A 26,367-nucleotide genomic window follows, 5' to 3' on the forward strand; every position below is an offset into this window, starting at 1 on the left:
TATGCCAAGAATATTGGATTTGCAATTGGTTTCTGAACGAATCTTAGGAGGCATTTAAAGAAATTCTTAAGGTTCTTAATCCCCTAGCTTCTTTTCATAAGATTATCTTAAGGTTTCATAAGAGCACCTTAAAACACAAGAAAGCTTCTGTCTGCTATAATATGGTTATGAAAGAACTATTCTTATGGAATAGAAATGAGGTAAGTTTATGAAGCAAATTACACTGGAGAACAGCAATATACATAAAGGGAATTTAATCCTTGTCAATGAGGAGCATCCCATCGAAGAAAAATATGCGGCTAATGATACCGCTTTGGTAAATATTGATTTTTGGAACCACAATATACTGTTAGATTATCTGGCAGCAAAGGAATTGTCCCATTTAATGAATGAACTGGAATGCGGAAATGACATTGTCCCGGTTAAAGGTTACCAGAAATCCTCCGCTTACGCCGACTTGTCAAAGGATGAAGAACATTCAACCGGACTTGCGGTGGATCTTTCCGCCAACGTCATAAGCAAAGTCTTTATGTCACGGGGTTTTCCGAAAAAGGGAATCTGTCAGGAATTTCGAAAGTTAGCCTCAAAATATGGGTTCATCGAAAGATATCCCAAAACAAAAGAGAATATTACAGGTGTAGAATACCAACCGGGCCACTTTCGCTATGTAGGCTACCCCCATTCTGTTATCATGGAGGAGCTGGATATTACCATGGAGGAATATTTAAAAACCATTGAGGAATATTCTGCAAGACAAAAGGCTTTTTGCTACCGCGACAAGGAAAATCTCTATGAAATTTTCTCCGTAAAGGCTGATGAAAATGTTTCTACAACTGTAGAGATAGCAGATAATATCCCCTTTACTGTCAGCGGAAACAATATTGACGGATTTGTTATGACTCTGTCTTTAAAGCAACAGAGAGCATTAACTTGACACGGTTTATCTGATTGACCTGTGAAATCCCCGGATCATAGTCAATGGGCATAATATTGGCTTTCGGATATCTTTCTTTGATAGCCTTAAACATTCCCCTGCCGGTTATATGGTTGGGCAGGCAGGCAAGAGGCTGTACGCAGAGAATATTTGGAATACCGTTTTCTAAGTTGTGTATCATCTCTGCTGTTATCAGCCATCCCTCTCCTGTCTGATTTCCCAATGACAGCACTTCCTTTGCCTTTCCTGCCAGCTCATCTATGGAGGAAGGTGACTGGAAGTGCTTGCTTTTATTTAGCTCTCTGACAATGGCTTTCCGGTAGTAGGAAAGATAATGAATTCCCAGTGTGCAGGCATCCATTGTGGACTTCTTGCCGCCCAGGTACTGGTATTTGAACTTTGAATTATAAAGGGAATAAAAGAAGAAATCCAAAAAATCCGGCAGCACCACCTCTGCCCCTCCCTCTTCCAGGGTCTTTATAATATCTTCATTTGCCATCGGATGGTATTTGGCAAGAATCTCTCCCACAATAGCAACCTTTGGCTTTCTTGCCGCTTCCACTTCCATTTCATCAAATTCCCTGATGATTTCTATGACATTCTTATCAAATTGCCTTTTGCGTACATTCTGTATATTTTCCTTTGCAATTTCTCTCCACTTGTTATAAAGAATTACAGAGGTTCCTTTTTTCAATTCATAGGGTCTGGTTCCGTATAAGAGGCGCATGAATAAATCTCCGTAGATTATCGCCATCATCAACCTCTGGACAAACACCGGGGACAGTTTAAAGCCCGGTTGTTCTCCCAGTCCTGCTACATTTAGGGAAATAATCGGTACATCCCCAAAACCGGCCTGCTTTAGACCAAGCTTTAAAAATGACATATAATTCGTTGCCCTGCATCCGCCTCCGGTCTGGCTTAAGATGACAGAGGTACTATTGACATCATACTTACCTGACTTCAAAGCATGAACGATCTGTCCGACAAGAAGGATGGCTGGATAACAGGCGTCATTGTTTACATACTTTAAGCCTTCCTCAATTGCACCGTCATCCTTTTCCGGCAGTATTTCCAAAAAATATCCGCTTGCATGGGCGGCTTCCTTTACAAGCTCAAAATGCATGGGGGCCATCTGCGGTGCCAGTATGGTATGCTTTTTTTTGTTTTCTTTGGTAAACGGCTTATATTGGTAGCCATAGTCCACGAAGTGTTCTGTTTTTGGTATCCTTTTTCTTTGTTCTTCGGATACAGCCATAAGAGAGCGTATCCTGATTCTTGCTGCCCCCAGATTCATTCCCTCATCAATCTTGATTAAGGTATATTGCTTATTATGGGAACGGAGGATTTCAATTAACTGGTCAGAGGTAACGGAATCCAATCCGCAGCCAAAGGAATTCAGCTGGACGAATTCCAGGCATTCCTCCCTCCCTGCGGCTTCCGCCGCACGGTACAGTCTGGAATTATAAGCCCATTGGTCCACCACACGAAGCTTTGACCTTAAGGGAACAAGATGGGAAATGCTGTCCTCTGTCAGTACAGCCATTCCATAGCTTTCAATCATCTCAGGAATTCCATGATTAATTTCTGTGTCAATATGGTATGGCTTACCGCAAAGGACAATGCCTTGTTTACCCGATTCTTTCAGAAAAGTGATTGCTTCTTCTCCCTTTTTTCGGATATCCTCTTTGAAGGCCTCAAACTCTTTTCTGGCTTCTTTTACCGCTTCCCTTGCCTCTTTTAACGTTATCTGAAAGTTTTCAAAAGCTTTTACAACATTCCCGGCAAGCAAGCTGTCATCATTCATGTTAAAAAAGGGAGAAATAAAAGTAATTCCCTTTACTGCTTCAATATTGTTTCTTAACACCTCTCCGTAGGAAATTACGATAGGACAGTTAAAACAGTTGTCTGCTTCTTCATATTCCTTCTTTTCATACACAACAGATGGAAAAAAGATAGTTTTAATACCTTTTTCAATAAGGTCTACCACATGCCCGTGGCTAAGCTTTGCCGGATAGCATACCGAATCAGCCGGAATACTGTCCATCCCCTTTTGATAAATCTCCTTGGAAGAAGGGGAAGATAAAATGACCCGAAAGCCAAGATATTTAAGAAGGGTAAACCAGAAGGGATAACTTTCATACATGGAAAGAGCTCTTGGAATACCGATTACTCCCCTGGCTGCCGCTTCTTTCGAAAGCGGTTTATAGGAAAAAATCCTTTTGTATTTATAGGCATATAGATTAGGGAGGGGGAGGGTATTCCTTCCTTCCCCTTTTAGTCCCCGTTCACACCGGTTGCCGGTAATAAAAAATTCCTTCTCGCTTAGGTGGTTAATAGTTAATAAGCAGTGATTTGTACAGCTCTCGCAGTGTTTGCTCTCTACTTCGATATGAAAGCCCCTTAATATTTCCTTATCCTTTAGTGTAGTGCGGTTCCCCTCCTCATAACTGTCCTTTGCTAAAAGAGCTGCTCCGAAAGCTCCCATAAGACCTGCAATTTTTGGCCTTAAGACTTGCTTTCCTGTGATGAGTTCAAAGCAGCGAAGCACCGAATCATTCAAAAAGGTTCCACCCTGTACTACAATATAATCTCCTAATTCTTTCTCATCCCGTACCTTGATAACTTTATACAGCGCATTTTTTATGACAGAATAAGAAAGCCCCGCTGAAAGGTCGGAAACTTCGGCGCCTTCCTTTTGTGCCTGCTTTACTTTGGAATTCATAAATACCGTGCATTTTGTTCCAAGGTCAACAGGAGCCAGGGAAAACAGCCCAAGGTTTGCGAATTCTTCTGCTGTAAGCTGCAGGGACTCGGCAAAGCTTTCTAAAAAGGAGCCGCAGCCGGAGGAGCAGGCTTCATTTAGAAGTATATTATCAATACTTCCATCCTTTAGCCTTAGGCACTTCATATCCTGTCCGCCGATATCTAGAAGAAAATTCACCTTGGGCTCGAAGAATCTTGCTCCTCTTAGATGGGCAATGGTTTCTATCTCACTTAAATCCATATGAAAAGCTCTTTTGATTAATTCTTCACCATAGCCTGTTACACAGCTCCTTGCAATTCTTACATCCGCCGGAAGCTGTTCATAGATATCTTCCAGTACCTTTAAAGTCTTTCCTGCCGGATCACCGGCAGATTTTTCATAATGCTCGTATAGTAACTCTCCCTTCGTTCCTATCAGAACTGCCTTTAAAGTGGTAGAGCCTGCATCGACTCCCAAAAATACCTCTCCCGTATATTCTGCAAGGGGCATACGTTTGCAGTCGCATTTTTCATGCCGTCTTTTAAAGTTCTTGTAATCCTCCAGAGAGGTGAATAAAGGAGGAAGTGTTTTTGTTTCCTTTACCGCCTTTAATTTTTTTATTCTTTCCTCCAATTCCTGTAAGGTTATCACTTTCTCTGCTTCGTACTTTTTCTCCCGTGTTAAGAGTGCGCTTCCGATAGCAGGAAAGAATAATCCGTCAGCAGGCAGTAAAACCTCCTCTGTATTCAGTGTTTCTATAAAACGCTTCCTAAGCTCTGTCAGGAAATAAAGAGGCCCTCCAAGGAAAGCAACCCTTCCCCTGATGGGCTTACCCCAGGACAAGCCCTCTACCGTTTGATTAACTACCGCCTGAAATATAGATGCCGCTATATCCTCTTTTCTGGCACCATCATTTAAAAGCGGCTGTATATCTGTCTTGGCAAATACCCCGCATCTTGAAGCTATGGGATAGATTGTTTTTGCCGTTTTCGCGTATTCATTAAGACCGGCAGCATCCGTGTGAAACAGGGCTGCCATTTGGTCGATAAAAGCGCCTGTTCCTCCTGCACAGCTGTTATTCATGCGCTGTTCTGTCACAGGTCTTAAATACGTAACCTTTGCATCTTCACCACCAAGCTCAATCACGGCGTCAGCCAGGGGAAGATTAGTCTCCACTGCCCTGGTACAGGCTATTACCTCCTGTTCAAAGGGAAGTAAAAGCCATTTTGCCATGGATAATCCACCCGAACCTGTTATGATTATCTTGCAGGATATATCACCCATGCAGTTCTTGCATAATGAAACAACGGATAGGACCGTATTCTTTAAATCCGAAAGATGTCTTTTGTATTCTTTATAAAGGACCCGGTTCTTACTGTCTAAAACAGCTATTTTAATGGTAGTAGAACCGATGTCCAAGCCTATTTTATATATTTTTGAATTATTCTCCACAAAAAAACCTCCTGTCTTTCCTAATTATGGACAGGAAAGACAGGAGTCATTCAATTTTTGTATATTCTTATAAGGACCTTATGTAATAAAACATATATTGCTGGACAATGCCGGCATAGCCGTTATAAATTGTAACATCAAACTTATTGCTGTAAATGTCTTTTAATATTCTGTCAATCCACACATCAACGGGAAAGGCATCAATCTGGTGAAGGCCATACAACGCCACACAATTTGCTACTTTAATCCCGACACCCGGCAGCTTCATAAGCTCCTTTAGCGCTTCCTCATAGCTTAAGGTCTTAAGGCAGTCTAAATCAATATCTCCCTTTGCAACTGCCAGTGCTGTCTGCCTTACATATTCATCCCGGTAGCCAAGTCCTGCCTCCCTTAAAGCTTCTTTTCCAGCCTTTCCCAAGCTTTCGGGTGAAGGAAAGGTATAGTATACCATATTAGCAGCGGTATCTGTCTTTCTTTCACCAAATCTTTGACAAAGTTCCTCTACACAGCGCTTTATGGCCGGAATACTTTTTCTTTGGGAGATGATAAAGGTTATCAGTGTCTCAAAGAGCTCCTGCTTAAGAATTCTTAAACCGTAGCCGTAGGCCGCAGCTTTCTTTAAGAATTCGTCCTCACCGGTAACCAGGCCGCCTACAATACCCTCATAGTCATAATCCAAATCAAAGTAATCCTTCCAGAATTCCTTAAAATCCTTTTCAGAACAGGATAGGAGAACCTTTTGTTCTTCCAGCTGCTTCAGCAACAGAACTTTTCCTCCTGCAATGACAGAAAATTCTGCCTCCTTTATTTTGTTCATTCGGAAGCATTGTCCTGAGGAGGCAATATGCTCCAAAATAAAATTACTGTTTTCTATAATCAATACAATGACCTCATATCTGATTCTATTTGCCTCTAAACATGTTGCCCTTTCATTTTAACCATTTATTTTAAAGTTTGCAACCATGTGGTTTAGGTTACCAGATATTTCATTTTCCTTCTCAATTAGTGATGCTACTTCTTTCACCACTTCCGACAGACCGTCAATATTGCCAAGAATGGCACTGCTGCTCTCAGCTGTTATCTGCGCCCCCTGGGCGATTTCAGAAATAGCCTTTGTTACCTCCGAGCTTATTCTGTCAATTCCCTCTGTCATTCGTGATATGGTTTCAATATTCTTACTGATGGCACTTGCTTCCAGATCATACTCTTTTGCTGTGTCAACAAATTCACGGTAATCACCGGCAACATTTACTTTCATAAATTCCAGCATTTCCGAAGAATTGTCCATAAGGTTCTTATAGGCACCCGTTACTCTATCAATGGTATTCTTAATATCTTCAACAGTATGAGTGGTCATCGATGCAAGAGTACCAATTTCCTTTGCAACAACAGCAAAGCCTTTTCCATGTTCGCCGGCTCTGGCGGCTTCAATGGAAGCATTTAAGGAAAGCAGATTAACCTGTTCTGCAATTTCTGCAATCTGTCCCGCCATAGTACCAATTGATTCCACGATTTTAGCATTTTCCAGGCTGATAAGCAATTTTTTCTCATTTGCCTGAATCAATTCCTGGGCCTTCTCATAGGATATTTCACTTTTTCTTTCCGCTTCCTGTGCTTTTCTATGAATGTTTTCCGCCAGGTCTTTTCCGGTCTCTGTTTCCTGAGTAAGTACGTCAATAGAGGAATGTACCTCTTCTACCGATGCATTGACTTCTTCCGTAGAAGCACTGGAGCTCATCATTACCTCATTGATATCTCTGATAGATGTATTTATACTCTGGAATTGCTCTGTCAGTTTATGTACAACCACTTCCAGGCTCTCTCCTGCGTTAGATATTCCGCTTGCACCGCCTGCAATAGACTGAATAACCGCCTTATTATCTGTAAGCATCTTATTCAAAGATACTTCCAACTGGCTTAATTCATTTCTTCCTTTTATCGGAATCGGTTCCAGGGTAAAATCACCCTTTGCAAGACTCATGGTAAAATTATTAGCTTTCTTGATTTTCCTTGTAATTGCATTGACCTGAAGAATAATAAGCAGCCCGGTAATTATGACTGATACCAAAAGACTTATAATAAGTTTTTGGCTAAGGTCCTTTAAGGGCATTTTCGTTTCAGCCTCCGGCACCTTGGCAACAATATGCCAGCCGACACCAGGAATCGTTCTGTAATAAGTAAGGTATTTCTTACCGCTTTCCGTATAACTGCCTTCACCCTGTTCATTCTTTATGATTTCCGTTCCAAGCTTCTTGAGGGAGGAATTCTTGGAATCCACTATGTTTTCTTTTAATATGCCATCCGCATCGGTACCTGTTATAAATAAGCCATCCTTATTTAACAGAAAAACAGAACCCGTATCACCAAGTTTAATTTTATTCGTCAAATCCTGAATATCACTGACTTGCATGTCTACGGTAACAACTCCGGTAAACTTTTTATCCAAAGTGTACATTGGTGCCGTACAGGACATCATAGTAAGCTTTAGAGTATCATCATAATAAAGCTCTGAAAAGACCGGGTCGGTTCCGTTTTTGGCATTTTTGTACCAGTCATAGGAAAAGTAGTCATATTCCGCATTGCTATATTCATAGGTAACGGCTGTTTTGTCTCCATCCTTGTACACATAAGGACCCATGTACTTTTCGTTTTTGTCATAGACATAGGGCTCAAACCATATTCCGCTGCCCAATATCAGACTATCTTCTTTTACCATAGCAGAAAGCAATTCTTCATATTGGTTAAGTGCCGTACTGGCATAAGTTGCTTCCACACTGCTGCCTAAATCAACTGCCATAGAGGAGATTCTAAGAAGTTTTGTTTCTATCAGATTCCTTTGCTTGTCCAATTCGGAATTCATCATAGTCTGAATCTGCCCCTTTATGATATTCTCGCTTTGGGAATAACTGATAAAGGACAGTGAAAGCATAGATGCCAGAATTACCGTTAATAAAACCGTTAAAAGCTGAGATGTGATTTTTTTAAAACCCATAAGCATGCCTCCTTGTTTGGTAGTTTGTATGAATTATACTACTTTTTTAACATTTTGTCACATAATATTTTATATTATTACATTTTTCGTGTTTATTTCAATTCCTTAACACTCATTTTACATTTACTCATTATCATAATATATACTTTTTCTAAATTAACCAAAATTTAGTACAAAAATCAAAAAGAGCTGCTGTATTCTAACGGTAACAGTTAGCTATACAACAACTCTTTTTATTATTTTTCTTCCAGAATTCTCACACAATTCTTTAAGGATTGGTCAAACTCCTCTTTGGAGGAATTATGGAATATTAATAGGTCATCCAGTACTTCCGGGTCATCTAATTCCGTAGGTATATTAAAATTACAGCTTGCTATATACTCTTCCCAATGCGTAAGCTTCCAGGTATCTCTGTCTGAATTTCGTTCGATCATACGCTGCCTGCATACTTCAATAGAGGTTTCTACCCAAATTACAACGAGCTTGGCATCTTTTTCTTTTAGCTTTTCTTTTAAGCTATCTATATAGACCTTATCCCTTACTTCCCTGGTAAAAGGTGCATTGATCAGAGTAATATCATCATAATCCAAAGCCTCCAGTGCCAATGCAACAATTGCCTCATATTCATAATCTCTGATATTTTCCTCAAAAAAATCAGAGCTTCGGTTGTATTCTTCTCCCGCCACCTTAAAGATCTGTTTGGAAAGGCATATCAGGGTATCCTTATCCAGATAAACCACATGGCTTAATGCCTTGCTAAGTTCCTTTGACACAAAAGTCTTACCACAGGCTGGCGGTGATGTAACCAATATTAATTTTTTCATAAGCTTCCCCTTTATTGTACCGTTTTGTTAATTCTACCGCAAATTTCTAAATTTATCAATATGCTGGTATGGAAATACCAGGGCGCACCCATGAAACCAAATAACAGGTATATCCAAATGGAAAGGCTCTTTAAAATTCATAATTATTTACTTGCACTCTTTTCGCTTATGTGATAGAATTGCTCTGGCAATTTGAAACTTATACCTTACAAAGGAGTGTTTTAATGCAGAAATATGATGTAATTATTATTGGTGCCGGTCCTTCCGGTATTTTTTGTGCCTACGAGCTCAAAGATAAGAATAAAGACCTAAAAGTCCTTATGGTTGAAAAAGGCCGCCCGATTGAGAAAAGAATGTGTCCCAAGAGGACTACCAAACAATGTGTTGGCTGTAAACCCTGCTCTATTACCACAGGCTTTGCCGGCGCCGGTGCCTTTTCCGACGGTAAGCTCTCCCTTTCTCCTGACGTAGGCGGAAATCTTCCTGAAATATTAGGCTATGAAAAAACCGTCGAACTGCTAAAAGAATCTGATGATATCTACCTGAAATTCGGTGCAGATACCAATGTATATGGTGTGGATAAGGATGAAGAAATCAGAGAAATACGAAGAAGGGCAATTAATGCAAATCTTAAATTGATTGAATGTCCCATCCGTCACTTAGGAACAGAAGAAGGATATAAAATATATACCAGACTGCAGGAGCATCTGCTCTCCTTAGGTGTGGAAATGAAGTTTAATACCATGGTACAGGATATTATCATAGAAGATAAAAAAGTGAAAGGTATTATCTGTGCAGATGAGACTCTCTATGCCGATGAGATCGTGTCCGCAATCGGAAGAGAAGGCTCTGATTGGTTCAGCCATATCTGCCAGGCACATGGCATTGAAACAAAAGTCGGTACAGTCGATATCGGTGTCCGCGTAGAAGTCAGGGATGAAGTTATGGATTTCCTGAATAAAAACCTTTATGAGGCAAAGCTTGTTTACTACACTCCTACCTTTGATGATAAGGTAAGAACCTTTTGCTCCAATCCTTCCGGTGAGGTTGCAACAGAATACTATGAGAACGGGCTTGCTGTTGTAAATGGACACGCATATAAATCTAAGGAATTTAAAACAAACAATACGAACTTTGCGATTCTGGTATCCAAAAACTTTACCAAACCTTTTAAAACCCCTATTGAATACGGTAAATATATTGCTCAGTTAAGCAATATGCTCTGTGACGGTAAGATTTTAGTTCAGACCTTTGGTGACTTCCAGAGAGGAAGAAGAACAACAGAAGAAAGACTTTGCAGAAACAATCTGATACCTACTTTGAAAGATGCCGTTCCCGGAGATTTGTCCTTAGTCTTCCCTCACCGTATTATGGTTGATATAAAAGAAATGTTACTTGCCCTTGATAAGGTAACTCCCGGTATCGCAAGTGACGAAACCCTTCTTTATGGTGTGGAGGTTAAATTCTATTCCAATAAGGTCGTAGTAAATGAAGATTTCGAAACCAGTGTTTCAGGACTTCGCGCTATTGGCGACGGCGCTTCTGTAACCAGAGGTCTTCAGCAGGCTTCTGCAAACGGTATCAGTGTGGCGAGAAGCATATTAAAGAAATTATCCAAATAAATTCATTTTTCGGATAAATAAAAAGAGCGGCTTAGCCGCTCTTTTTATTATTTTCTTAAGCCTAAACGCTCAATTAATTTACGATATCCTTCGATATCAGTCTTCTTTAAGTATTCCAGAAGACCTCTTCTTTGACCAACCATCTTTAAAAGACCTCTTCTTGAATGATGATCTTTCTGGTTGCTCTTTAAATGTTCTGTTAACTCGTTGATTCTTGCAGATAAAAGAGCAATCTGAACTTCCGGTGAACCGGTATCTTCTGGTGTTCTTCCGTATGCTGCAATAATTCCCTGTTTCTTTTCTTTGCTAATCATGATAATTCCTCCTTTAATCGTTAACGCCTGGTACTAAGAATTAGGTCGGAGTGTCCCAAATCCTGGCACCGGTTTTAAACGTACGCAAGTTATTGTAACATACTAAACCTCATTTGTAAAGGATAAGCCTAAAAATTATATTACAAAAGCTCCAGCAATACCTTATCCACGCTGTAAAAAAAGGCTTCCTCTCCTGTTGCTTCTACAAGTCCCGCCTGCCTGAAAACCTTCATAACAGAAGGCTGTATGGAAGAAAAAAGAACGGTGGTCTTACTCTCTTTGGCCTGCTTGTAATAATCCATTATTACCCCGACGGAAGTAATATCCGCCATGGATACTCCTCTTAAAGACAGGATTACGACATCACGGTCATGTAAAGTACTCAATTTCTTCTTAACAGTATCCGCAGTCATAAAAAACATGGGACCTGCGATATATACCACGCACCAGTTATCTACATTCGTATTATCATCTTTTCCAATACGTATGGGGTCTACTTCTTCAATGCTTATCTGGATATCAGCGCTTTTTATAACAAACATAAACAGCCCCAGCAATACACCGATAAGAATCGCTGTTGTTAAATCCAAGGCAACTGTAGCAACCATTGTAATAGCATATTTTATAACCGGACCATTGAATTTACGGGAGAACATATAACGGATAGCAGGCCATTCGTTCATTCTCCATGCTGTAACTATCAGGACGCCTGCCAGAGCAGTCAAAGGGATTTTTGACATTACGGGACTTAGTAAAAACATAGCAATTAAAAGTCCAATTCCATGAATGATACCGGTCAGTCTGGTCCTGGCGCCTGATTTGATGGCAACACTGGTCCTGGCGATAGCTGCTGTTGCCGGAATCCCTCCGAAAAAGGGTATCAGCATATTTCCGATTCCCTGTGCAATAAGCTCCTGGTCACTGTTCATGGCCTTATCTGCCATTCTGCCGGCAGAAGCTCCGCACAGAAGACTTTCAATCATACATAGCATTGCAATGCTTACAGCGGGTGAAAATAATCCCTCAATATGTTCCCATGTGATACCTGAAAGACGGAGCCTTTCTGCCGGAAAGAGTGTTTGGGGTATTTCTCCTACTGTTTTTACATCAAGGTGAAACAATATACTTGCTGCCGTAGCAAGGATGATGCCAAGCAAGGAGGCCGGTATTATATTATTCCATTTCTTTGGGAAAAACATCATTAACAATACCACAAATAATCCAACACAAAGGGTCGGTATATCCGGCACAAAGCCAAGCTTTGTATAACTAAAAAGCTTACTTAAAGCAGTTGCTCCTTTTGAGTGTACGCCAAAGAAATTATCTATCTGGCCTAAAACGATAATAATAGCTATCCCGGAGGTAAATCCGGTAATAACAGGTGACGGTATAAAGGAAGTAACCTTGCCTAAATGCAATATACCGGCTATTACCAGCAGTATTCCGGCTATTAAGGTGGCTATAAATACTCCCTGCATATGATATTTTGCTATAATCGACATTAAAATTGCTGCCATTGCTCCTGTTGGCCCTGATATCTGATAAAAGGCTCCTGAAAAAAAGCTGACTATCAGACCTGCTATTATCGCAGTAATTAGCCCGGAAGCTGCATCGGCACCGCTGGAAACACCAAAAGCAAGTGCAAGAGGCAAAGCCACGGCAGTAACTGTAAGACCTGCCATTAAGTCTTTGCTGAATTTTGTCAGGTTATAACTTTGGAATTCATTTTTTAATTCTGTCAGAAATGTAAGCTGCATTTGTCTATTCATCCTTTATGTAAGTTTCAAATGCTTATTAGTATAACACAAATGCAGGATTTTGCTAGCTGTAAAATGCAAAGTTTTTAGATTAATTTAATATTTTTTTTAGAATTTTGAAGTTTCTCTTAACCAAAGAGGTCCTCCAGCTCTTCTTCCCTGATTATGGTAACGCAATTTCCTTTGATATCGATAATGCCCTCCTGCTTCATTTTCATAAACTCTCTGGATAAGGAAGGCCTGGTTACGCCAAGAAAGTCAGCCATTTCTTCTCTGTTCATAGGCAGTACCACTTTATTATCTCCCTTATTATGTTTTAGTAAGAATGCTGCTATCTTATGTCTTATGGTCTCTCCTGAAAGGTATTGAAGCTTCTGATTCAGAAAATATGCCTTCCCTGCCAATATATTAAGCATGTTAAGTGTTAAATTCGTATGGAAGCTGCATTGATTATTACAATTTCTGTAAAGAAAAGTTCTTGGAATCCAGAGAACCTTTGCTGCGGTTACCGCCACAGCGTAATAATCATATTCCTGCCGGTCTAAAAAGGCATAGACCTCACCAAATAAATCGCCTCCGCGGTTAAAAGAAGCCACAAGACTTCTTCTTCCCGAAGGGGAGTCCCTGCACACCGCTACTTCACCTTCCAATAACAGATGAAGGTATTCAGGCTTGTCCTTCTGATAGAATATGAAATCATTTTTCTGATAACTTCTCTCACTTGCTTTACAGCATAATAAGAGACTGTCTATCTCTTCTTCCGGAATATCAGCAAATAACCTGCAATTTAAAACAGAATGATGCATTTTAATTCTTTTCCTTTCTCTATTTTTCTATTTATACTGCCCTGACACCACGGAAACTAACCGCATAATTCGTACAAAACTACTTATTTGTCTATTGCTTTTCCCATTGGTTTTTATGTATAATTTACTTATTAAATAATTAAATATTTGGAGGTTGAATTATGTTTGAATTTAATTATGGAAGCGGGGCCACCTTCTTAGGCACATGGGGTATGTGGCTACTCGTATTTGCCATCCTCTTCCTTTTGAATGAGGTGACAAGAAGATTTAAGTATGTAGGTTTATTTGCATTTACGGTACTTCCTCTTGTCTTATCAGTACTATGGTTTACCGTATTAAAGGATACCACTTATACCGATTGGTTCCATCTTGCAAAAGTATATTCTGCTACCGCAGGATGCCTCGGCTTCTGGCTTATCCGCCACTTAAAAGGAAAGAACAAAAAGACCGGTAAGGAATGGAGACTGGCTGATAAAAACTGGGCCTTATGCTTCCCTCCCTTAATACTTGCCATCAACATTATGGAAGCGGTAAGCCGCGATATCCAGGTTGGATTACAGTATAACGGCGGCGGCAACCTTACTGATGGTTCTATGTTTGTTCTTGGCGGCTCCTGGAATTATATGAATGCAGCTGCCGGTATCTTAAATATTATAACTATTACCGGCTGGTTTGGCATCAAAATCCGTAAAAAGACAGCAAAGGATAAGAGTCAGGATATGCTTTGGCCGGATATGCTCTGGTTCTGGATTATAGCTTATGATCTTTGGAACTTTACATATACCTATAATTGCCTTCCCGGTCATGCCTGGTATTGCGGTTTTGCTTTATTGCTGGCACCTACTATTTGTGCCTTTACTCTCGGAAAAGGTGCCTGGTTACAGCACCGTGCCCACACACTGGCTTTGTGGTGTATGTTTGCCCAGACAATTCCCGCCTTTATTGATAAGGGTACTTTCGCAGTTGCCTCAACTTATAACAAGAACATAATGTTCTTCTTCGGTTTAATTTCTCTTCTTGTCAATATTGCTGTTTTAGTTTATATGATTATGACAGCTCTTAAAACAGGAAGGAATCCTTATACGAAAGAATTATATACGGACAATAAGAAATACATCGAAGTGAATGACCTCGCTGTATAGGAGTTCATAAAACAAGTTTGATAACTCCGCTTAAAGCCCCATAGTTTCTGCAATATACTGCCAGAAACTATGGGGCTTCTCTTATGCAGATTGGCTTATTATAAGCCATCCCTTCATTATCTGTTCAAATTAATAACAGTTGCTTTTACCCTTGTCATGGCTTCTATTGAATAACGTATTCCCTGTGTGCCAATACCGGACTTTTTCACTCCTAAGAACGGAAAATGGTCAGGTCCACGCTCTGTCTTATTATTAATATGGACTGTTCCGACTTCTAGTTTGCCAGCTACGTGGAAAGCGTCCGTAATATTTTCCGTAAATACGGAAGCCTGCAGGCCATATTCGGATTTATTGGCAAGTGCTACTGCCTCTTCCACCGTATTCACCCGAAGGATTGGCAGAACCGGCCCGAAGGGTTCTTCCCAGGCTATTCTCATATCTTCCGTTACTTCATCAAATAAGGTAGGATAAATGAGAGTTCCCTCTCTTTTCCCTCCCATCACCATCCTGGCGCCTTTTTCCTTGGCGTCTTCTATAAGCCCCCATACAAAATCAGCGGCTTTTTCACTGATTAAAGGAACAACCTCAGCCTGCACCGTCAGAGGATTTCCCACTCTAAGCTTTCCGATTTCATCCTTCAGATATCCGATCAGCTTATCTGCCACTTCGTTTATTACAATGATTCTCTTTACTGCCGTACAGCGCTGCCCGGAATAGGAAAAGGCTCCCGCTGCAATATTCTTAGCAGCAAAAGGCAAATCGGCATCTTTTAAAACAATAGCGGCATCTTTTCCCCCCAGCTCCATAAGAAGAGGCACCATATGCACCTTTTTGGATATATCAAGGCCTACCTCTGTGCTACCGGTAAAATTAATAAAGCTGATATCCGGATGAGTTACGATATAATCTCCTATCTCACTGCCTTTTCCGGTTATTACTGTTAACGCACCCTCCGGCAGTCCTGCCTCTAAAAATATCTTAGCCAGCTCAATACCGCAAAGGCTGCCGGTAGTTGCCGGTTTAAAAACCACTGTGTTTCCCGAGACCAAAGCCGGTGCAATCTTGGAAGCCGCAAGGTTTATAGGATAGTTAAAAGGTGAAATTGCCAACACCACTCCAACAGGCTCCCTTGTAACCATTGCAAATTTTTCTTTGCTAAAACCGGAAAAATTATCGCCCTGTATGCTCTCTCCATGAATGCTTTTTGCCGTATCAGCCGTAAACCGGATAAAATCGGCAGTTCTTGTAATCTCTGATTCCGCGCTCTTTTGATCCTTTCCAATCTCCATAAGAAGAAGTTCGGCCACTCTTTTGGTATTGGCAAGTAAAAGATCCGCCGCTTTGTACATGATGTCAGCTCTTTTGCTTAAAGGGTATTCCCTCCATTCATAGAAGGCCTTCTTTGCTTTTTCTATATTGGTATCAACTTCTGACTGTGACATAGCTTTGACAGCACCAAGCAAACTGCCGTCAAGCGGCGAAACAATTTTTATCATATTTTCGTTATAATTATTTTCGTTATGAATACTCACTTATTACTCCTTTCTAATAAACACAATTATATTGTTTATTATCCTTTTGTTCTGTGCAAATTATAAAGGAATTATAGTGCAGAAAAGAAATATTGTATGTAACCAGGTTACCAACTAAAGCTTTTGCTCGCTAACAATTCTTTCTAATTCCAGCAATTCACCCGGAGTTAGTTTCTGGTTTTTTAAGAATTCCGTAAAAAAGGTGGTTAATGAGCCATTATAGAATTTATTAAGCAGTGACACTGTTTCTGTGTTCTGTACTGTTCTTTTTGATATAGTAGCCTTACATAAAAATCCGGGGTCTTCTCTTTTGATTGCTCCCTTATCAATCAGGCGCTTTATAACGGTATATGTTGTGTTCTTTTCCCAGCCTATGTATTCTTTAATTATTTTGGAAATATCTTTGGCCGCAAGCACCTTATTGGACCATAGTAATTCCATAATATTTAATTCTCCTTCATGTAGACGTATTTCGTTCATTCCTGCTCCAATCCGCGCACATAAAATATGCACTTAAGTATATTTAGCGATTTATATAAAACCCTGATAAGGATTAAAAAAGGATAATTATTTAAGTCTACATTCGTAGAATTAAGTCATTTTGTGTTTTCCAAATTAGTCTACTTTTGTCGCATTGTATACTCGATCTCATTGCGCAATACTCTACATTAGTAGTTTTTACCATATCTATATTCTACCTAAATAGAATTCACTTGTCAATAAAAAAACATTCCAACTCTCTGTTTTACAAGCCAAAACAGAATATACAATATAAAGGAAAGTTGATTTTTCTATTATCTAATCCATTAACCGCTTTATTATCGGAGGAAACTTTTATTGCATGGGAAATAGCTGGGTGCTTTTCATGGAAAGAAGAAAGGCTCTTGGAACGGTTTGCACCTGCCTCTTTTACTTCCAGGGGAAGAACTTTTCCTGTAGAAGCTGAACTTATCACATGTGCCCGGGAAATCTCTCTGTCTTTTAGCAGGAACAAAGAATGCAGCATAGAACTGGATTCCCAGTATCCAAAATCAATCCCTGCAGCATAGAGTGCCTGTGCCGTATAAGACTCCAGCAGACCGCTGCGGAACTCTTCTCCTTTATCTGTACCGGCAATCCTGCTTAGGGAATGATACAGGCCTATATCGAAAAGATACATCTTCATACCGGCATTTTTAGAAAGAGTACCGGGTCCTTCCATGAAATTTTCTAATTCTTCCTCAGTAATTTTAGTATTATAAATTCCGAAACAGGTATTTTTCAGGTGAGAATGGCCTTCCATATAAAGGGTTTCGGTTGCTCCTTTACGTATTAATGCATATTGGAACTTCTTATTGCGCTTTGAAAGCTGTTTCGGTAATGAATAAAGTATCTGCTTCACTTTCAAACCACAGCCGTCACCTTTTTGAATGCCTGCTTCGAAAAGATAAGAAGAGAGAATATTTCTATGAATTTCCGTAATATTCTCTTTCCCTCCTGTTGTAACATATTCGTTTACGGCTATAGGCAGCCCTCCCACATACAGATAGTCCTCCAAGAGCTCTAACAGCTCCTTATGCACTATATCAGGGATTATAATACCATTTCTATATTGCTCTTTTATTACCTCGATATACCACTCATTTCCTGTTGCCATCAGGAATTCTTCAAAGTCAAGAGGACGAAGCGTCAGATATTGATAATCCCATTGAATAAAAGCTTTTTTAAGAACATCCCGTTCGGTGCTTGAGATAGCCAGGATATCTGCAGCAGGGAATTGCTTTTTTAAATATTCAATGAAGATTTCAAAGTTGCCAGGGTATGTTATTTCGTCCAGCAGAAAAAGATGACTTTCTGATAATTCAGCCTCACATAAAGGCAGCTCTTTTCTATTTTTCGTTAAAATGCACGTAAAAAAGGCAGCCAAATCATCTTTGCCTGCCTGTAATATACTTTCTAAATTTACAGGATTATTTTCCAAGTTCAAATAAGTATAGGAATCATAATATGTATTTGCAAAGGCAAGAGCAAGGTATGTCTTACCCGTTCCCTTTGCGCCGCTTAAAATTAATGTTCTCTTATGTGAGGAATCTTTCCAGTTTTCCAGTTGCGCAATTAATTTTCGTTTCAAAGCTTACTCCTTATCACTGTTGTCTTCTTAATTTCATCAGAAGTTCTTCATAATAAGCAGGAAGCGGTGCTTCAAATTCCATGTATTCTCCCGTGGACGGATGAACAAAGCCCAAAACCCTTGCATGAAGCGCCTGACCCTCCAGGCTGAAATTACTCTTTTGATTGCTATAAAGTTCATCGCCTAATAACGGATGTCCGATACTGGCCATATGAACCCTTATCTGGTGTGTTCTTCCGGTTTCCAATGTGCATTCAATATGTGCGTAACGGTTCCCCAGATTCTCAAGAACCTGATAATGGGTAACTGCATGCTTGCCGTTTTTATGATTAATTGCCATCTTCTTACGGTCCACCGGATGCCTTCCAATGGGAGCATCCACAACCCCCTGGCTTTCTTTAAAGGAATGGTATACCAAAGCATTATATTTGCGTGTAATAGAATGAACTTTCAGCTGATCGGCAATAGCCTGATGAGCTTTATCATTTTTGCATACCACTAATACCCCTGTTGTATTCATATCAATCCGGTGTACAATGCCAGGCCTCATCACCCCATTAATTCCTGAAAGCTCCTCTTTGCAATGGTATAGCAGGGCATTTACCAGGGTATTGGTATAATGGCCTGCCGCAGGGTGCACTACCATCCCCTTCCCCTTATTTACTACTATCACATCTTTATCTTCATAGATAATATCAAGAGGTATGTCTTCCGGCTTTAATTCCAGGTCAATAGGCGGAGGAAGGATGAGCTTAATGGCATCACCTGTATTCACTTTGTAGTTTGCCTTAACCGGTTTTTCGTTTACCAATATCCGCCCATCTGCAATAAGCTTTTGTATATAGGAACGTGTCAAATCCTCTTGGTTTTCAGCTAAGTAGCGGTCAATTCGTATACCGCCCTCTTCCTGTTCCACGAAGAAATCTAGTATTTCATCCTTCATACTCTTCACTTTTCTTTGTCTTCCTTCTCCTCTGTCTCATCATTTGTTACTGTTGTAACAGTTTTGGCAGATTTTAAAGATAAAAATTCAAAGTCCTCATCCTTATAATAGAACAATCCCAATAAAATCAATAGGATGGAGGATAGGGTGACATAGCAGTCTGCTAAATTAAATACCGGGAAATCAATCAATTCAAAATATATGAAATCAACTACATATCGGTTAAATATTCTATCAATAAGATTGCCTACCGCACCGGCACAAATAAAGACCAGTATAATCCGTATTGCATTATATCGTTTATCCGTTGGTACCTTTAAATAGAGAAACACCATTAGAGACAGCAATAAAAAGGTTAATATTATCAGAAATACGATTTGCCCGCTTAAAATTCCCCATACTGCTCCGTTGTTTTCGTGATAGGTAAACTGAAAAACTTTAGGAATGACAATAAACGGATTCTCCTTTAAATCTGAAGCCGCCAGATGCTTTGTAAATTGGTCCAATATAACTAATAGAATAAAATATATAAAATGTCTGAATTTGCGCATAATGCCTCCGAATGTATCCTATTTATTTTTTGATTTCATAATATAGTCAATTGCTTTTCGTATTTCCTCACCGGTAACCGTTGAATCCATCACAGCCTCTCCCACTTCCTTCAGGAGAATGAATTTTATCTTGTCACCGTCAACCTTCTTATCGTGAAAGACTGCTTCCAATATCCCTTCCGCTGATAAGCAGTTCTCCGGTAAGGCAACCGGCAGCTGGTAAGAAGATATTACTTCTTCTATTTCTTTAAACTCTTCCATAGTAAGGCTACCGCGCTGATAAGACAGATACGCTGACCCAGCCATACCGATTGAAACGCACTCCCCATGAAGAAGCTTAAAATCCATGCAGCGCTCAACGGAGTGCCCAATAGTATGTCCAAAATTTAAAAGAGCCCTTACTCCCTTTTCCGTGGGGTCAACCTCTACTACCTCCTGCTTGATTTCACAGGAACGAAACACCATTTTTCTTAAAGCTTCCGGTTCCCTCTTAAGAATAAGGCTTCTGTTATCCTTTAGTTCTCTGTAATATTCCACATCCTTAATTAATCCATGCTTTATTACCTCGCCCATGCCATTTACAAACTGTCTGTCATCTAATGTATATAAATGAGCCAGGTTAATATATACCAATTTAGGCTGATGAAAAGCCCCTACCATATTCTTATAAGCATTAAAATCAACACCTGTCTTCCCGCCAATACTGCTGTCAACACAGGCCAGTAAAGTTGTCGGAATTTGCACGAAGGAGATGCCTCTAAGATAAGTTGCAGCCGCATAGCCTGTAAGATCTCCCACTACGCCTCCGCCTAATGCAAATAACATATCATTCCGGTCAAACTTGGAAAGGATTAATTTTTCATACAGCTTCTCTACGGTGGAAAGTGTCTTGCTCTTTTCGCCGGCAGCAAATGTAAATGTCTCTACCACTTTAGCGTAATCCTTAAGAATTTCCAATAAGCTGCTTAAATGAAGTCCGCTCACCGTGGAATCCGTAACAATACAAACCTTCCTGCCCGTAAGGTTTAAAGCCTTTAGTTCTTCGTGCAATAAGCTGTAATCCTTTGCTATAACAATATCATATATGGGCTCATTATCCTTTTTTATAGTGATTCGATTGGAATTACTCATAAAAGTTCCTTTCTATTCCTCTGTCAAATGATAGAATTCAAAAGCCGTATCCTCATCTGGCACATCTTTTGCCGCTGCTTTCTCTTCGGTCTTTCCTGCAGCCACATTGTATTGGAATTCTATATTGGGATTATCCTTTAAAGAATCTATATCCTCTATATGTAAAGAAAATGCTTCACTTTCTAGCATTTCTGCCTGTGCTGCAGCAAGGTGCTTAAACTGCGCCCTATAGGCCTCATACTGCTGGGCCAGTTTTAAGGTCTGCTGTTTTAAAAGGACAACTTCCTTGTAGCTTTCCGAAATAATCAATGAAGCCTTTCCATTTGCCTCATCTTCAATGGCTTTGGCCTGTTTTCTGGCAGCCTCCTTCGTATCCTCGGCAGCCTGCTCTGCCAGCAAAAGTGCTCTTTGAAGTGTTTTCTCGATGGATTTATAATAATTAATACCCTCGTTTAACGTATTTATCTTATCATTTAATTCCATGTTTTCTTTATACATGGTTTCGTAATTTTTTTGAAGTTCCAAAAGATAATTATCTACATCCCTCTTATCATATCCGATACCTGATTTAAAATTCTTACTCTGTAATTCAATCGGTGTAATCATATTAATATCCATACCTTTCCTATACCTGCAAGCTTTGGGCCGCAGGCATAAATTTGCGTGTGAATTATGCTTTTCAATAATCCACACTCTCCTCCTAGATGTATTTTAACAACGATACATAATACCGTCCTTTTTTCGTTTGGTTTTCAAGTCCTTTATATATGAATTTGCCATAACCTCTTACGGAAACCGTTTCATTCTCTTTTAGCTGGTAACTGTTGCTTTCCACCAGCTTTCCATCTACAAATACCTTTCCTCCCGAAATCAGGGACAAAATGCTGCTTCTGGAAGATTGGAAGGCCAATGCAATAACAGCATCCAATCTTGGTGACGCCACACTTCCCTTTATCTCTTTAAAATCAACCGTGATTGCAGGAGCCTCATCCTCTAAAATCTCACAACGCACATTGGTGTGTTTTATCTTCTGAAGATTTTCCGCCAGAAAGACACTTAATTTGGCTTCACAGTAAACATAGCCCTCTTTTTCTTTTACCAGGATATCGCCAATCTTTCCCCTTTCAATCCCGAGATTCATAATAGAACCCAAAAAATCTCTATGGTTAAAATCATCGCTGTACTTTTTATTAAGAGGGGTTATCTTAAGACAGGCAATATAACCGGAAAAAGCCTTTACGGAGGAATCTCCGCAAAAGCACAGGATTTTCCTTTCAGCAGAATCAAAGCCACCGAAAAGTTCACAATCTACATCAGGCAATTCTGACTTCATGCTATGAAAAATACTGATTTCATTTAGGGTCAAAAAATCAGTATATGTATTCAGGTTCTTGTTGCAGGCAGTACGTGCCAAGTCAAGAAGCCTTTTTTTAAAAAGCTGTTCCTCTTTCTCTGTGTCCATAAATACTCCTGTTATAATAATCTTCCAAAGAAATCCTGCAGAAATAAAATTATGACAAAGCCAATTAACGGTGACAAATCTGCAGCCGGATTATTGAATATTGAGTATTTCAGCATAAACCTTACCGGTGTCAGAACAGGCTCTATCAATAAGGACAATAGGCTTTTAAGCTTGTCTCCGCCGCTGAACCAGGAAAGAAGCATATATAACAGCAATGCCATCTGCAATATAATAAAAAATGTATAAAAGGTTGTATATATCGTATGAATCATCTTTGTTAGAAATCCTTATTTAGTGTAGGTACTTCAAATCCGTTGCTTTGCAAAATATCAGAATAATCTCCTGAAATATCTACCGACTCAGGTGATATTATAAAGATAAAACTGGATATCTGATGCAGTCTTCCGTTCATGGAATATACAGAGCCGGATATAAAATCCATTATGCGCTGTGCCAAATCCACATCCAGGCCTTCCAGATTAATAACGGCAGCCCGTCCGGATAACAGCATATCGCAGATTTCCTGTGAATCCTCAAAAGTTGAAGGCTTCATAATGCATACTTCAAAACCCTTAGGGCTTGTCCGAATGGGAACCACTTTGCTTTGGGAAGTCTTTTCCCGGTCTGTCTTACCAGGTTTTTCTCTTCTGGCTTCGTTTATGGCATTATTAATCGTCTGTGAAGGCATCTCTGTCTCATAAGCAGGCTGGTACGCAGGTCTTACGGTTTTCTTCTCGACTTTCTCGGCACGTGTATATTCTTTCTCATCTTCATAATCATCGTAATCATCATCTTCTGTTAATTTCAGCGAATCTAAAATACTTTTAAAAATATTTTCCATACTCCATGTCTCCTATCTGCAATTATAGTTTTAAACTGTACTATAATTACGTTCCCCAAAAATTCCGGTTCCAACCCGAACCATTGTAGCTCCTTCTTCAATGGCTACCTCATAATCTCCTGTCATTCCCATTGATAGCACATCCATAGTAACATTATCAATGTTTTTCATTTTTATGTCAACATTTAATTGTCGCAATTTTCTAAAATACTTTCTATTTTTTTCAGCCTCGTCCACATTAGGAGCAATGGTCATCAATCCGCAAATATGCACATTGGAAAGCTTTGATATTTCCTGTATAAGAGGAACCACATCGTCCTCATAAACGCCGAATTTGCTTTCTTCTTTGGCCATATTTACTTCAATTAAGATATTGCAGATAATATTTTTCTTTTCTGCTTCCTTTTGTATCTGTGAAGCCAGCTTAAAGGAATCAACAGAATGAATAAGTGCCGCTTTATCAATGATATATTTAATCTTATTCGTCTGCAAATGGCCTATTAAATGCCACTGAATATCCTCCGGTAATTGCTCATATTTTTCGGTCAATTCCTGTACCTTGTTTTCACCAAATACCTTAATTCCCTCTCCGATTGCAACCTCTATATCAGAAACAGGTTTGGTCTTGCTTACGGCTATCAGAGTTACTTCTTCTCTTTTTCTTCCTGCACGGGTACATGCTGCATTTATCCTTAGTTCCACTTCTTTTAGATTTGACTTTATTGTCTCAGCACTCACAATAACTCCTTTCGTGAATATTAAATCAAAGATTTGATATTCCTGAATACGTAGTTGAAAAATTTAATATATAATGGACTGTTCAGTAGCGGTACTGCTGTCTAATGCAATATGGTCATATATGGAAAGACCATTTGGAGTATTCTTTTTTACAATACAGTATTCTTCATTTTCATAAAGAATTTCAATACGCCTAAATACCGCATACCCTTTGTTGACGTTATAAACACCCTTGAAGGTCTTTGTTTTCTCAAGCATAAAAGTATCGCTGTCATTATTCCCTTTTATTATATCCCTGCTGTTAAATAACTTTGTATCAACATAAGCATAATTTTCATCCTGGTAATAGATATCCGTTGGTACAAATTCGTATGTAACTTTGTCCCCGCTGTCTCCGGATGATGTCACTATCCTTATAAGTCCATCTTTACCGGAATCACCGCCTTTTGTAAAATAGGATATGGGTACTTTATAGAACTTCTTCTCTGTAATAGCACTCATCGGTATTTTTATCCCTTCGGCTGAATTAATAACTATCTCCGTGGAAATAAACCTTTGATTAATGTACCGGGGCATATACTTACTAAGAGTTACCTTGGCAAAATAATCCGTTCCTTTCTGGAATACTTTGACCGGTACTGTCTGTTCTAATCCATCTGTGGTAAAAATAATAGTTATCTTTTCATTATCCTTTATCTTTTCATACTGGTCTTCATTCAGCAGATATAAGATATTCCAGTCATCATCTGTTACTATCTTATACGCGGTACTTCCTCTCTTCTGAAGTTTTTTGGTACGCAGCTGTGTTTTCTGATAAACAGTCTTATCAAATGCCTTTGCAGTAGCAGCATCTGCCGTCATATCCTCATAGCCGTCTGTATAATATACAATCACGCCGCTGGTATCAGTTTTTGCTATCTTTAAGGATGAGGTCTTATCTCTCAAAAGAGTTTTTAAATTCGTAAGCATGCTGTCATTGTAAAGCTGCATAGAAGAATTAGAAAGCTCTTCTTTTAGCTGGTATACATATGAAAAATTTCCATTATCATAATCCGTTTGAAAATCTGTTATATTACTCTTGATGGTGTCGGCATCATCGGATGATATGTTATAATTGCCGTCATCCTCTGCCAGACTTTCTGATTCATCATCTCCTGCGTTTACGGAATATACTACAGAATTCTTTGAAACGCGTTCACCTTCTCTGTGGTAATAATTGATATACCCGGCCGTATCGGTAGTGACAATCTTCTCATCCCTGAATATCAGCCCGTCCAATACGAAGTCATCCGCTGTAGTTCCCTCTTTCACCTCATAAATAGTAAGATGGTCTTTTGTAAAATATAAGTATATATTAATCAGCACATAAATAAAAACAATAAAAAATGTAATTGCTCCTATATTGATGCTTCTGGCTTTTCTGAATTTTTTTACCTTACCTCCGGAACTCAAATCTTAACCCCCTCTGTATTTCCTTCTATCTATTATACTTACTACACACGAAGAATAAAAGCCCTAAATTAATAATTTTGCCTCTTATTTTAATTCTTAATTTAATAAAAGTATATGGTATCATTGCATTACTCTTTTAGCTTCCTGACAAAACAGGAATAATATGTACAAAAATGGCAACAATAAAAAATGCAAGAAGGAGGTAATCAAGTGAAAACATTAGATTATATCGCATTGACACTTGTCATCATCGGCGCCATCAATTGGGGTCTCATCGGCTTCTTGGGATTTGACCTTGTAAGAGTCATATTTGGTGATATGACATTAATGTCCAGAATCATTTATGCTCTGGTAGGTATTGCAGGCTTATATGCCCTGAGTTATTTTGGAAGACTTCGCAGTGAATAATGGTGAATCCGCTTTTATCACTGTAAAATAACCCAGCTATGGTATACCATAGGATCAGAAGTCAGCAAATAAAATAAGAGGCAGGTAAATTAATCACCTGCCTCTTATTTTATCTATAAAGCAACTGCTATATTTTCGCGAATTATTTCAGGAAAAGCATGCTCTGCCAAAGAGATGCTAATTATAAAATCAACATTATATTCTTTCGATATCTTCTCTAATTTAATTAAGGTGGGAGTTAAGAGATCACCTTCGATGAAGGCGATAGTTAGAAAACTGTCTAAAAAAACAGCTTCCAGATCGTGATCCTGTGATACCAGACCACATATAAAACCAATAAACTCACTGGAATTCTCAATACAGTAATCTTTCACATTAATAAGCCGGATTCGGTTGCTAAGCTCATACATATGCTTATTGTTTTTATCCAGATAGATTATATTGCCTTTTACCTCTCTTGCTGCTTGGTTGGCTTTTTCAATGAGTACTTTTGTCTTACCTTTACCTTTTTCGCCTGCAATTATCTGTATCATTGTAATCTCCTCCTTAAGATGTGTATTAAATTTAGGTGAAATTATATGAATAGTTTCTAAATACAATCTCATTATAGTAC

Annotated in this window: 24 protein-coding genes; 4 read left to right on the plus strand and 20 right to left on the minus strand. The window is 39.3% G+C overall.

Annotation, left to right across the window (positions count from 1 at the left end):
- Positions 1-208 precede the first annotated feature (208 nt).
- Positions 209-934, plus strand: coding sequence for a D-alanyl-D-alanine carboxypeptidase family protein (locus BUF11_RS05360; protein ID WP_073587697.1), 726 nt, complete (start codon positions 209-211; stop codon positions 932-934).
- Here the strand turns inward: BUF11_RS05360 and BUF11_RS05365 are convergent.
- The 4 genes from BUF11_RS05365 to BUF11_RS05380 all read right to left on the minus strand — a co-directional run bounded on the left by BUF11_RS05365 (position 894) and on the right by BUF11_RS05380 (position 8,945).
- Positions 894-5,129 carry a 2-hydroxyacyl-CoA dehydratase gene (locus tag BUF11_RS05365; protein WP_073587698.1) on the minus strand — a complete coding sequence of 1,412 codons (4,236 nt, stop codon included), beginning with the start codon at positions 5,127-5,129 and terminating at the stop codon, positions 894-896. The two genes, BUF11_RS05360 and BUF11_RS05365, sit on opposite strands and share 41 nt — an antisense overlap.
- A gap of 67 nt (positions 5,130-5,196) precedes the next feature.
- Positions 5,197-6,009, minus strand: a complete 813-nt coding sequence (locus BUF11_RS05370) for a DNA-3-methyladenine glycosylase family protein (protein ID WP_084558461.1) — start codon at positions 6,007-6,009, stop codon at positions 5,197-5,199.
- 54 nt (positions 6,010-6,063) lie between these two features.
- Entirely contained in the window at positions 6,064-8,121 is a 2,058-nt protein-coding gene (locus BUF11_RS05375) for a methyl-accepting chemotaxis protein (RefSeq protein WP_073587700.1), read from the minus strand.
- Positions 8,122-8,357: 236 nt separating this feature from the next.
- Positions 8,358-8,945 carry an AAA family ATPase gene (locus BUF11_RS05380; RefSeq protein WP_073587701.1) on the minus strand — a complete coding sequence of 196 codons (588 nt, stop codon included), beginning with the start codon at positions 8,943-8,945 and terminating at the stop codon, positions 8,358-8,360.
- A 224-nt stretch (positions 8,946-9,169) separates the two neighbouring features.
- Between BUF11_RS05380 and BUF11_RS05385 the strand changes: the two genes are divergently transcribed.
- Positions 9,170-10,567 carry an NAD(P)/FAD-dependent oxidoreductase gene (locus BUF11_RS05385; RefSeq protein ID WP_073587702.1) on the plus strand — a complete coding sequence of 466 codons (1,398 nt, stop codon included), beginning with the start codon at positions 9,170-9,172 and terminating at the stop codon, positions 10,565-10,567.
- A 47-nt stretch (positions 10,568-10,614) separates the two neighbouring features.
- On the opposite strand, the gene rpsO is transcribed toward BUF11_RS05385, so the two are convergent.
- From rpsO to BUF11_RS05400, 3 genes are all read right to left on the minus strand, one after another.
- Positions 10,615-10,881, minus strand: coding sequence for a 30S ribosomal protein S15 (rpsO, locus tag BUF11_RS05390; protein ID WP_073587703.1), 267 nt, complete (start codon positions 10,879-10,881; stop codon positions 10,615-10,617).
- A 140-nt stretch (positions 10,882-11,021) separates the two neighbouring features.
- A complete protein-coding gene (locus BUF11_RS05395) occupies positions 11,022-12,638 on the minus strand; it encodes a SulP family inorganic anion transporter (protein ID WP_073587704.1) in 1,617 nt (538 codons plus the stop codon).
- A gap of 128 nt (positions 12,639-12,766) precedes the next feature.
- On the minus strand, positions 12,767-13,444 hold the full coding sequence (locus tag BUF11_RS05400; protein WP_073587705.1) for a Crp/Fnr family transcriptional regulator: 678 nt from the start codon (positions 13,442-13,444) through the stop codon (positions 12,767-12,769).
- Between the two features lie 161 nt (positions 13,445-13,605).
- On the opposite strand from BUF11_RS05400, the gene BUF11_RS05405 reads away from it, so the two are divergent.
- Positions 13,606-14,586, plus strand: coding sequence for a DUF5692 family protein (locus tag BUF11_RS05405; RefSeq protein WP_073587706.1), 981 nt, complete (start codon positions 13,606-13,608; stop codon positions 14,584-14,586).
- A gap of 116 nt (positions 14,587-14,702) precedes the next feature.
- Here the strand turns inward: BUF11_RS05405 and BUF11_RS05410 are convergent, their stop codons facing one another.
- The 12 genes from BUF11_RS05410 to BUF11_RS05465 form a co-directional block, all read right to left on the minus strand.
- Positions 14,703-16,118 carry an NADP-dependent glyceraldehyde-3-phosphate dehydrogenase gene (locus BUF11_RS05410; protein WP_330393853.1) on the minus strand — a complete coding sequence of 472 codons (1,416 nt, stop codon included), beginning with the start codon at positions 16,116-16,118 and terminating at the stop codon, positions 14,703-14,705.
- Between the two features lie 114 nt (positions 16,119-16,232).
- Complete coding sequence (locus tag BUF11_RS05415) at positions 16,233-16,598, minus strand: BlaI/MecI/CopY family transcriptional regulator (protein WP_073587707.1); 366 nt, start codon at positions 16,596-16,598, stop codon at positions 16,233-16,235.
- 265 nt (positions 16,599-16,863) lie between these two features.
- On the minus strand, positions 16,864-18,228 hold the full coding sequence (locus BUF11_RS05420) for an AAA family ATPase (RefSeq protein ID WP_073587708.1): 1,365 nt from the start codon (positions 18,226-18,228) through the stop codon (positions 16,864-16,866).
- 13 nt (positions 18,229-18,241) lie between these two features.
- The gene (locus tag BUF11_RS05425; RefSeq protein WP_073587709.1) at positions 18,242-19,171 is read right to left on the minus strand and encodes an RluA family pseudouridine synthase; all 930 of its coding nucleotides are present in this window, start codon (positions 19,169-19,171) and stop codon (positions 18,242-18,244) included.
- Positions 19,172-19,176: 5 nt separating this feature from the next.
- On the minus strand, positions 19,177-19,722 hold the full coding sequence (gene lspA / locus BUF11_RS05430) for a signal peptidase II (RefSeq protein ID WP_073587710.1): 546 nt from the start codon (positions 19,720-19,722) through the stop codon (positions 19,177-19,179).
- An 18-nt stretch (positions 19,723-19,740) separates the two neighbouring features.
- A complete protein-coding gene (aroB, locus tag BUF11_RS05435; protein ID WP_073587711.1) occupies positions 19,741-20,853 on the minus strand; it encodes a 3-dehydroquinate synthase in 1,113 nt (370 codons plus the stop codon).
- Between the two features lie 12 nt (positions 20,854-20,865).
- Entirely contained in the window at positions 20,866-21,471 is a 606-nt protein-coding gene (locus BUF11_RS05440; protein WP_139243279.1) for a DivIVA domain-containing protein, read from the minus strand.
- Positions 21,472-21,553: 82 nt separating this feature from the next.
- Positions 21,554-22,315, minus strand: a complete 762-nt coding sequence (locus BUF11_RS05445) for a YlmH/Sll1252 family protein (protein WP_073587713.1) — start codon at positions 22,313-22,315, stop codon at positions 21,554-21,556.
- Positions 22,316-22,326: 11 nt separating this feature from the next.
- A complete protein-coding gene (locus BUF11_RS25190; protein ID WP_073587714.1) occupies positions 22,327-22,587 on the minus strand; it encodes a YggT family protein in 261 nt (86 codons plus the stop codon).
- Positions 22,588-22,592: 5 nt separating this feature from the next.
- Positions 22,593-23,156 (minus strand): cell division protein SepF, encoded by a 564-nt coding sequence (locus tag BUF11_RS05455; protein ID WP_073587715.1) that lies wholly within the window; start codon positions 23,154-23,156, stop codon positions 22,593-22,595.
- Between the two features lie 30 nt (positions 23,157-23,186).
- A complete protein-coding gene (locus tag BUF11_RS05460) occupies positions 23,187-23,894 on the minus strand; it encodes a YggS family pyridoxal phosphate-dependent enzyme (protein WP_242952319.1) in 708 nt (235 codons plus the stop codon).
- Positions 23,895-23,957: 63 nt separating this feature from the next.
- Complete coding sequence (locus tag BUF11_RS05465; protein WP_073587716.1) at positions 23,958-25,346, minus strand: HlyD family efflux transporter periplasmic adaptor subunit; 1,389 nt, start codon at positions 25,344-25,346, stop codon at positions 23,958-23,960.
- Between the two features lie 210 nt (positions 25,347-25,556).
- Here BUF11_RS05465 and BUF11_RS05470 point away from each other — a divergent pair, with 210 nt between their 5' ends.
- Positions 25,557-25,754 carry a DUF378 domain-containing protein gene (locus BUF11_RS05470; protein WP_073587717.1) on the plus strand — a complete coding sequence of 66 codons (198 nt, stop codon included), beginning with the start codon at positions 25,557-25,559 and terminating at the stop codon, positions 25,752-25,754.
- 113 nt (positions 25,755-25,867) lie between these two features.
- Here the strand turns inward: BUF11_RS05470 and BUF11_RS05475 are convergent, their stop codons facing one another.
- Positions 25,868-26,287 carry a twitching motility protein PilT gene (locus BUF11_RS05475; protein WP_073587718.1) on the minus strand — a complete coding sequence of 140 codons (420 nt, stop codon included), beginning with the start codon at positions 26,285-26,287 and terminating at the stop codon, positions 25,868-25,870.
- Between the last annotated feature and the right edge of the window lie 80 nt (positions 26,288-26,367).

The organism is Anaerocolumna xylanovorans DSM 12503 (assembly GCF_900143645.1).
GTDB classification, from domain to species: Bacteria; Bacillota; Clostridia; order Lachnospirales; family Lachnospiraceae; genus Anaerocolumna; species Anaerocolumna xylanovorans.

Excerpts from the sequence above, each read along its gene's own strand:
- aroB (WP_073587711.1), bottom strand. The coding sequence starts at position 20,853 with ATGAGTAATTCCAATCGAATCACTATAAAAAAGGATAATGAGCCCATA.
- BUF11_RS05375 (WP_073587700.1), bottom strand. The coding sequence starts at position 8,121 with ATGGGTTTTAAAAAAATCACATCTCAGCTTTTAACGGTTTTATTAACG.
- BUF11_RS25190 (WP_073587714.1), bottom strand. The coding sequence starts at position 22,587 with ATGATTCATACGATATATACAACCTTTTATACATTTTTTATTATATTG.
- BUF11_RS05440 (WP_139243279.1), bottom strand. The coding sequence starts at position 21,471 with ATGGATATTAATATGATTACACCGATTGAATTACAGAGTAAGAATTTT.
- BUF11_RS05425 (WP_073587709.1), bottom strand. The coding sequence starts at position 19,171 with ATGAAGGATGAAATACTAGATTTCTTCGTGGAACAGGAAGAGGGCGGT.
- BUF11_RS05380 (WP_073587701.1), bottom strand. The coding sequence starts at position 8,945 with ATGAAAAAATTAATATTGGTTACATCACCGCCAGCCTGTGGTAAGACT.
- BUF11_RS05385 (WP_073587702.1), top strand. The coding sequence starts at position 9,170 with ATGCAGAAATATGATGTAATTATTATTGGTGCCGGTCCTTCCGGTATT.
- BUF11_RS05475 (WP_073587718.1), bottom strand. The coding sequence starts at position 26,287 with ATGATACAGATAATTGCAGGCGAAAAAGGTAAAGGTAAGACAAAAGTA.
- BUF11_RS05455 (WP_073587715.1), bottom strand. The coding sequence starts at position 23,156 with ATGGAAAATATTTTTAAAAGTATTTTAGATTCGCTGAAATTAACAGAA.
- rpsO (WP_073587703.1), bottom strand. The coding sequence starts at position 10,881 with ATGATTAGCAAAGAAAAGAAACAGGGAATTATTGCAGCATACGGAAGA.
- BUF11_RS05360 (WP_073587697.1), top strand. The coding sequence starts at position 209 with ATGAAGCAAATTACACTGGAGAACAGCAATATACATAAAGGGAATTTA.
- BUF11_RS05405 (WP_073587706.1), top strand. The coding sequence starts at position 13,606 with ATGTTTGAATTTAATTATGGAAGCGGGGCCACCTTCTTAGGCACATGG.
- BUF11_RS05400 (WP_073587705.1), bottom strand. The coding sequence starts at position 13,444 with ATGCATCATTCTGTTTTAAATTGCAGGTTATTTGCTGATATTCCGGAA.
- BUF11_RS05445 (WP_073587713.1), bottom strand. The coding sequence starts at position 22,315 with ATGGACACAGAGAAAGAGGAACAGCTTTTTAAAAAAAGGCTTCTTGAC.
- BUF11_RS05395 (WP_073587704.1), bottom strand. The coding sequence starts at position 12,638 with ATGCAGCTTACATTTCTGACAGAATTAAAAAATGAATTCCAAAGTTAT.
- BUF11_RS05415 (WP_073587707.1), bottom strand. The coding sequence starts at position 16,598 with ATGAACGAAATACGTCTACATGAAGGAGAATTAAATATTATGGAATTA.
- lspA (WP_073587710.1), bottom strand. The coding sequence starts at position 19,722 with ATGCGCAAATTCAGACATTTTATATATTTTATTCTATTAGTTATATTG.